Genomic DNA, 6,491 nt, shown 5'->3' with positions numbered 1-6,491 from the left:
GGTACGGCTTACGCTCGGTCACCCGGCCATCCCAGCACAGCAGACCCCACCGGCCGGCGGTAACGCTACAAATCCATGCGATCACATAGCGACATCACAGGCATATGCTCGCGCAACGCACTCTGATAGTGGTGAGCAGCCTATTGCGACCCACGAAACTGGTGAGTTCCGCGGGAAGATTTCCTTCTCGCCGCCATCCTGCTGGCGTTGCCATCTCGCCTCACGGGGGTTCGCGTCCGGCCTGCACCTGTACCTATGCCTTTACCAGCCCGCTGCGGGCTCTTTCCTGTTCCGCATCGTACCCCTGCCCGGAGGCCGCCGTCGGAGCGCGGGTCCCGGGCGTTTCTCCCCCGGGAGAATTCTGGCCGGGGGAGAACTCGATATCATGGCCCACATGACAGAGCAGCAACCGGACGAACTGCGTCCGGTGGATCTCTTCGATGACGGGCTGCCGGTGCTGCCCGACCAGACGGCGGACGACACCGATCACGGCTGGGGCGAGTGGCGGGGCGACGACGGTGTCTCGCACCTGCTGGAGGAACGCCCGCCGCACTGGGACTGACCTCCCCGACGCACCCGGTCACTCTTTCAACTGGTCCCACCACCAGCCGATGGCGGTGACGGGGAGGGGTTCCAGGCTGTCGTCAGTCGGGTCGTCCTTCCAGGTACGGGGCATGGGGATGCGCTGGGGGGCCAGTGCGTCGCCGGGGTTGCGCGGGTCGCCGTACCGGTCGGTGATCATGCTCCACTCCAGATAGCCGCGGACCCATTCGCCCAGGCCGTGCACGTACCGGTGGAGTTCGGTACCGGCTTCGTTCTTGACCTCCTCGCTGAGCCGCAGGAACAGCGACATCACCCGGTCCCGCATGGCCACGGCGGTGGTGAGCGCGTCTGCGATGGAGCAGTCGTTCTGGTGGGCCAGCACGCTGACCAGGTTCTGCAGTTCGGCGTAGCCGTACCGTTCCTTGCGGAAGGCCTCCTTGTTGAAGGAGATGATGTCGTTGTCCCAGCCGACTAAGGCGTTGGCCATCTCGGTGAGGGCGCGTACCCGGGGAGTGGACATCTCCTCCGCGGAGACCTCGTAGCCGGAGCTGATGTCGATGAACATGAGGCTGGGGGCCGTGGCGGTCACGTTCAGCCACATGGCCACGTAGTCGTTGATCCGGGGGATGCGTCCGGCGGAGCGGTTGACCGCCTCCCAGATCAGGCCGAACAGGTACTTGCGCAGTTCCTCCACCCAGCGGGCGGTCTGCACCGGGGTGGCGTACAGGTCCAGGCGGCGGCGGAGGTCGCGCAGGCCGTCGGCCCACGGGTTGCCGGGGAGCATCTCGGCGGTGGGGGCCTCCAGGATGCGGGCCAGCTTGCCGAGCAGCTGGACCAGTTCGTCCAGCGAGGCTTCACCCTCGCGTTCGTCGCAGTACATATCGTCGAAGGTGAAGAGCCAGAAGAGCTGGTCGCTGGCGATCTGGAGGCCCTCGCCCGAGCCGTGCGGCATGGTCAGCGAGGCGAAGTAGCCGACCTTCTGGGTGGCCAGGTAGTCGCGCTGGGTCCTGCCGCGGTGCATGCCGAAGTCGTCCATCCACTGCACGGTGCGGCGGTCGACCTCCGCGGCCTCGGGTGAGATCGCGTACGGGAAGGGGCAGTAGAACGAGGGCACTTCCATCCGTGAAACTGGAATGTCCGTAATGTCGGATGCGTAGGTCATGATGGTCATCCTTTGCGACGGGAGGGCCCACGGCAGGCCGGTGCGCCCACCGGGCGACCGGGACCGCGTGGGCGCGCGAAGCACGCGCCGGGCGCGCGGGAAATGTTTTTGATTGGGTGGTACGAGGCCGTCAGGGCGCGCGCGACTCCAGGGTCATCGGGATGGCGTCGGCCGACATGGTGCCCAGCGCCATCTCCCGCACCTGGTGTCCGGGAACGGGGCGGAGCCGGAACCGGGCGGGCAGGATGGCCAGCACCAGCGCCATCGAGATGCGGGCCAGCGGCTCGCCGGCGCACTTGCGGGTCCCGGCGCCGAACGGCAGGAACAGGTCACGGCGCAGCTCCCCGGCGCGCTCCGGCAGCCACCGGTCGGGGTCGAACCGCATGGGGTCCGGATACGCCGCCGGGTCGCGGAGCAGCGCGGAGAGGCTGACCAGCAGCTCGGTCCCGGCCGGGATGGGCACCCCGCCCAGGGTGACCTCCTTGGTGGTGCGCCGCATCACCAACCAGCCGGGACTGCGCAGCCGGAGCGTCTCGTTCACCACCTGCTCGGCGTAGGTCAGCTTGGGCAGATCGTCGGCGGTCACCGTACGGCCGGCCAGCACCTGGTCCAGTTCCTCGTGCAGGCGGCGTTCGGCCTCGGGGTGGCGGGCCAGCTCGTGGAAGACCCAGCCGAGCACGTGCCCGGTGGTATCACCCCCGGCGACCACCAGGGACAGCACCTCGTCCCTGAGCTCCTGGTCGGACATGGGCAGGCCCTCGGTGTCCCGGGCGGCGAGCAGCATGGCCAGGATGTCGTGGTGCTCCCGCTCGTCGGCCCGGTAGTCGGCGATCACCTTGGTGATGGCCCGCTCCAGGCGGTCGCGCGCGGCGTCGAAGCGGCGGTTGACCGGGAGCGGCAGCTTCTCCAGCAGGTCGATGGGGACCACGGTGCGCAGGCCCACCCCGACCATGAAGTCGGCGATGGACTCCTGCACGTCCTGGACCTCGGCCGCGGCGGTGTCGGCGGAGAACAGCGACTTGGTGATCAGCGCCACCCCGAGCCGGTCCATCTCGCGCGCGATGTCCAGGGTCATGCCCGGCTGCCAGGGGTCGATCCAGGACTCGATCACCTCGTGCAGCGTGGCCACGTCGTACCCCGGCCGGGCGTGGTGGAAGGCGGGCTGGACCATGCGCCGCTGGCGCATGTGGAACGGGCCGTCGGAGGTGCCCAGGCCGTCCCCCAGTAACGGGCGGAGCTTGCGGAAGAAGCGGCCGCGGGCGAACGTGGTGCCGCCGTCGCTGACCACCTCCCGGGCGATCCGGGCGTCGCTGATCACGTACGCGGGGGTGCGGCCGAGCCGGATCCGGACCACCGGGCCGTGCTCGCGCATCTCCTCCAGAAATGACAGGCGGCGCCGTACCAAGGCCGGGATGTGCCCGAGCAGGGGGAAGGCGCCTGGAGCGGTGGGTGGAAGCTGCGTCAGCTGAGGCATTGGCACGGTCCCCTTACTCGGCTTGGCAGGGTCGGTCCATCCATGGCCAAGCCGAAGGCGCGCCCCCCGATAGCGAGCGCATGCGGTCGGCATGCCCGCTGGTTCCCTTCAGGAAATAAGTCCCATTCATTCCGACATGAAATGGTTCCCCTGTCAATGTTGAGTGGAGACCGTTGTCATCTTCTCCCAATTCACATAGGCCCACTCAGCCGCTGGAGTCCACATTCATCACTAACAATTACCGTTAGTGGCGGTGCCGAGTTCACCACGCGCCCATTTCCGGCATGTCCGGAAATATCACGAAACGACGTCCTTTCGGCGGAAGCGGCGGAAGGCGAAGGCGATCAGGATGGCGGCGTACGTGAGCGCCACGGCGACGCCGTTGATCATGCCGTCGTACTCGGGGACGGGGGCCAGCGCGTCCAGCCAGGCGGTGTTCCAGAACGTGGGCAGGAACTCGCGGAGGCTGCCCAGGGCCTCGACCGCCTGCAGGATGCTGCTCACGATCACCAGCCCGACCGCGCCGCCCACCGCGCCCAGCGGCGAGTCGGTGCTGACCGAGAGCAGGAACGCGGTGGCCGCCACCACTAGGTTGCTGACCATCGCGTACCCGATCACCACGGCGAACTTGGGCAGCACGTCGGCGGCCGGGATGATCTCCCCGGTGCCGGGCACCCGGATGTCGTTCCAGCCGAACGCCACCGTCCCGGCCAGCAGCGCCATCACCGGGACCACGGTCACCGCCGCGGCCGAGTACGACAGCGACACCACCAGCTTCTGCCTGAGCAGCCGGTCCCGGGGCACCGGCGCGGCCAGCAGGTAGCGCAGCGAGGACCAGCTGGCCTCGCTGGCCACCGTGTCGCCGCAGAACAGCGCCACCGCCACCACCAGCAGGAAGCTGGCCGACACCGACAGCGCGAAGGCGGCGAAGTTGAGCCCGCCCGCGGTGGCCAGGTCGGACAGCCGCAGGCTGTTCTGGTTGTTGTTCCCCGGACCGAACTGGAAGGCCACCACCAGCACCCAGGGCAGCGCCATGAGCAGGCCGAACATCACCATGGTGCGGCGGCGCCTGAACTGGCGCACGAACTCCACCCGCAGCGGCAGGGTGTGCCGGGGGGCGTAGCCGGTCGCGGCGGTCATGTTTGCTCTCCGATCAGGTCCAGGAACACGTCCTCCAGGCGGGTGCTGCCGTTCAGGTGGCCCCGGCTGAGCAGTTCGGCCACCGGGCCGTCCGAGACCAGGCGGCCCCGGTGCATGACCACCACATGCGAACAGACCTGCTCCACCTCGCCCAGCAGGTGGCTGGAGACGATCACCGTCCGGTCCTTGGCCGCGTACGCCCTGAGCACCTTCCGCATCTCCGCGATCTGGGGCGGGTCGAGACCGTTGGTCGGCTCGTCGAGCACCAGCAGGTCCGGCAGGCCGAGCATGGCCTGGGCGATGGCCAGCCGCTGCCGCATGCCCTGGGAGTAGGTGCGCACCGCGCGGTGCACCGCGTCGCCCAGGCCGGCGATCTCCAGCGCCTCCGCCAGGTGGGCGTCCTCGGGCGGGCGGCCGGTGGCCCGCCAGTAGAGTTCCAGGTTGTCCTGGCCGGACAGGTGCGGCAGGAAGCCTGGGCCCTCCACGAACGAGCCGAGCCGGGAGAGCACGGGCGCGCCCGGGGTGACCCGGTCGCCGAAGATCCTTATCTCCCCGGCGTCGGGGTGGATCAGGCCCATCAGCATGCGCATCGTGGTGGTCTTGCCCGCCCCGTTCGGGCCGAGCAGGCCGAGTACCTGGCCCTTGTGGACGGTGAACGACAGGTCGTCCACGGCCTTCTCGCCGTTGCGGTAACGCTTGGTCAGGCCGGTGATCTGGAGGGGGGTCTCGGCCAGGGCCGGGTCGGGGGTCGTGGCGGTCCTGCGTGCCCTGCCGGCCAGCAGGAGCGCGGTGGCCAGCACCAGCGCGGCGAGCGGCATCGCCCAGGTCCACCAGGCCGGGCCGGTGGACGGGGCGACCAGGCCCGGCGCGGTGGGCACGGTGAGCTCACCGGAGGCCAGGCCGACCCGGAACACGGCCGGGGCGGCCGGGGTCGCGTACGCCAGGTCGGTCGTGGCCAGCACCAGGCGGAGGCGGCGACCGGCGTCGATCTGGCGGTCCACCGCCGGGAGGGCGATGGTCACCGGGGTGCCGGCCGGGGTCGCCTTCACCCGCAGCGGGGCCGCCAGGTTCGCCGGGAGTACGGCGAGCTGGTCCGAGGTGGCGTCGTAGAGCTTGGCGAACAGGGTCACCTCGCCGTCGCCGTACACCCGGATTCTGGCGGTTGGGGAGCCGGTGAGGTGCACCCTTCGGGGGAGCGGGTCCGACTCGAAGGCGGCCGACTGGCCGGGGAGGTCGAGGGCCGCGCCCAGGCCGGCGGAGTTGTTGCCGCCGAGCAGGCTGCCGAAGCCCGGGATCGAGGAGAACGCCGCCGGGGAGCCGCCCGGTGGGTTGGCGACCGTCTGGTCGGGGCCGCTGAGTGTGACCTTCGTTTCCTCGGTCCCGGTGATTCCGCTGTACGTCCCGCCCTCGGCGTGCACGATCGTGTTCCGGCGGGTGCCCGGGTCACGGCCGCCGTCCCTGGAGACCGTGAACGTCTGGCCTTGTGTTGTGCCCGTTTCCTTCAGCCATCGGTCGAACCAGGCCGTGGTGCGGTCGAAGACGTAGTCCTGCTCGTTGTCGCCGCCGTCGTGGCCGCCGTTGATCCAGGCGATCTGGACGGGGGCGCCGGTCGCGGCGATGGCTCTCGCGTTGGCGTCCGCGTGCGAGAGGGGGAACAGGGAGTCGCGCTGGCCCTGGATGATCAGCGTGGGGACGCGGATCCGGCCGGGCACCGACACAGGGCTGGACCGCCGGAGCAGATCCACCGCCTCCGTGGTGGCCCTCCCGGTCTCGGCGATCTCCTGGTAGATGTCGCAAATTTCCGGCAGGAACCTTCCACACTGCACCTGCTCCGGGGTTGGCTCACCCTGCGAAACCCCAGGACCCCCACCGGGAACCCCTCCCTGAGACCCCGAGGAACCCCCCGGTCCACCAGTGGCACCACCGGTGGCGCCACCATCCGCGCCCTGGTTGGTACTCTGGTTGGCGCCCTCGTTCGTGCCCTGGCTGGTGCCTTCGTTCGCGCTCTGGTTGGCACCTTCGTTCGCGCCCTGGCTGGCGCCCCCGTTCGCGCCCTGGCTGGCGCCCCCGTTCGCGCCCTGGCTGGCGCCCCCGTTCGCGCCCTGGCTGGCGCCCCCGTTCGCGCCCTGGCTGGCGCCCCCGTTCGCGCCCTGGCTGGCGCCCCCGTTCGCG

Annotated in this window: 6 protein-coding genes; 2 read left to right on the top strand and 4 right to left on the bottom strand. The window is 70.0% G+C overall.

Annotated elements, in window-relative coordinates:
- Positions 1 to 394 precede the first annotated feature (394 nt).
- Positions 395 to 562: a hypothetical protein gene (locus tag KIP79_RS45665; protein WP_214111339.1), complete on the top strand. Its 168-nt coding sequence runs from the start codon at positions 395 to 397 to the stop codon at positions 560 to 562.
- 18 nt (positions 563 to 580) lie between these two features.
- On the opposite strand, the gene KIP79_RS45660 is transcribed toward KIP79_RS45665, so the two are convergent.
- From KIP79_RS45660 to KIP79_RS45645, 4 genes are all read right to left on the bottom strand, one after another.
- Positions 581 to 1,663 (bottom strand): terpene synthase family protein, encoded by a 1,083-nt coding sequence (locus KIP79_RS45660; RefSeq protein WP_214111338.1) that lies wholly within the window; start codon positions 1,661 to 1,663, stop codon positions 581 to 583.
- A 172-nt stretch (positions 1,664 to 1,835) separates the two neighbouring features.
- A complete protein-coding gene (locus tag KIP79_RS45655) occupies positions 1,836 to 3,179 on the bottom strand; it encodes a cytochrome P450 (protein WP_214111337.1) in 1,344 nt (447 codons plus the stop codon).
- Between the two features lie 297 nt (positions 3,180 to 3,476).
- Positions 3,477 to 4,319: an ABC transporter permease gene (locus KIP79_RS45650; protein WP_214111336.1), complete on the bottom strand. Its 843-nt coding sequence runs from the start codon at positions 4,317 to 4,319 to the stop codon at positions 3,477 to 3,479.
- Complete coding sequence (locus KIP79_RS45645; protein ID WP_308170253.1) at positions 4,316 to 6,145, bottom strand: ATP-binding cassette domain-containing protein; 1,830 nt, start codon at positions 6,143 to 6,145, stop codon at positions 4,316 to 4,318. Before KIP79_RS45645 ends, KIP79_RS45650 begins: the two co-directional genes overlap by 4 nt.
- Before the next feature lie 136 nt (positions 6,146 to 6,281).
- Here KIP79_RS45645 and KIP79_RS48065 point away from each other — a divergent pair.
- The coding region (locus KIP79_RS48065; protein WP_250214945.1) for a hypothetical protein at positions 6,282 to 6,491 on the top strand (210 nt) is incomplete at its 3' end.

It is taken from the genome of Acrocarpospora catenulata (assembly GCF_018476525.1).
Classification (GTDB): Bacteria; Actinomycetota; Actinomycetes; order Streptosporangiales; family Streptosporangiaceae; genus Acrocarpospora; species Acrocarpospora catenulata.
This window is presented reverse-complemented; position numbering and strand designations above follow the sequence as displayed.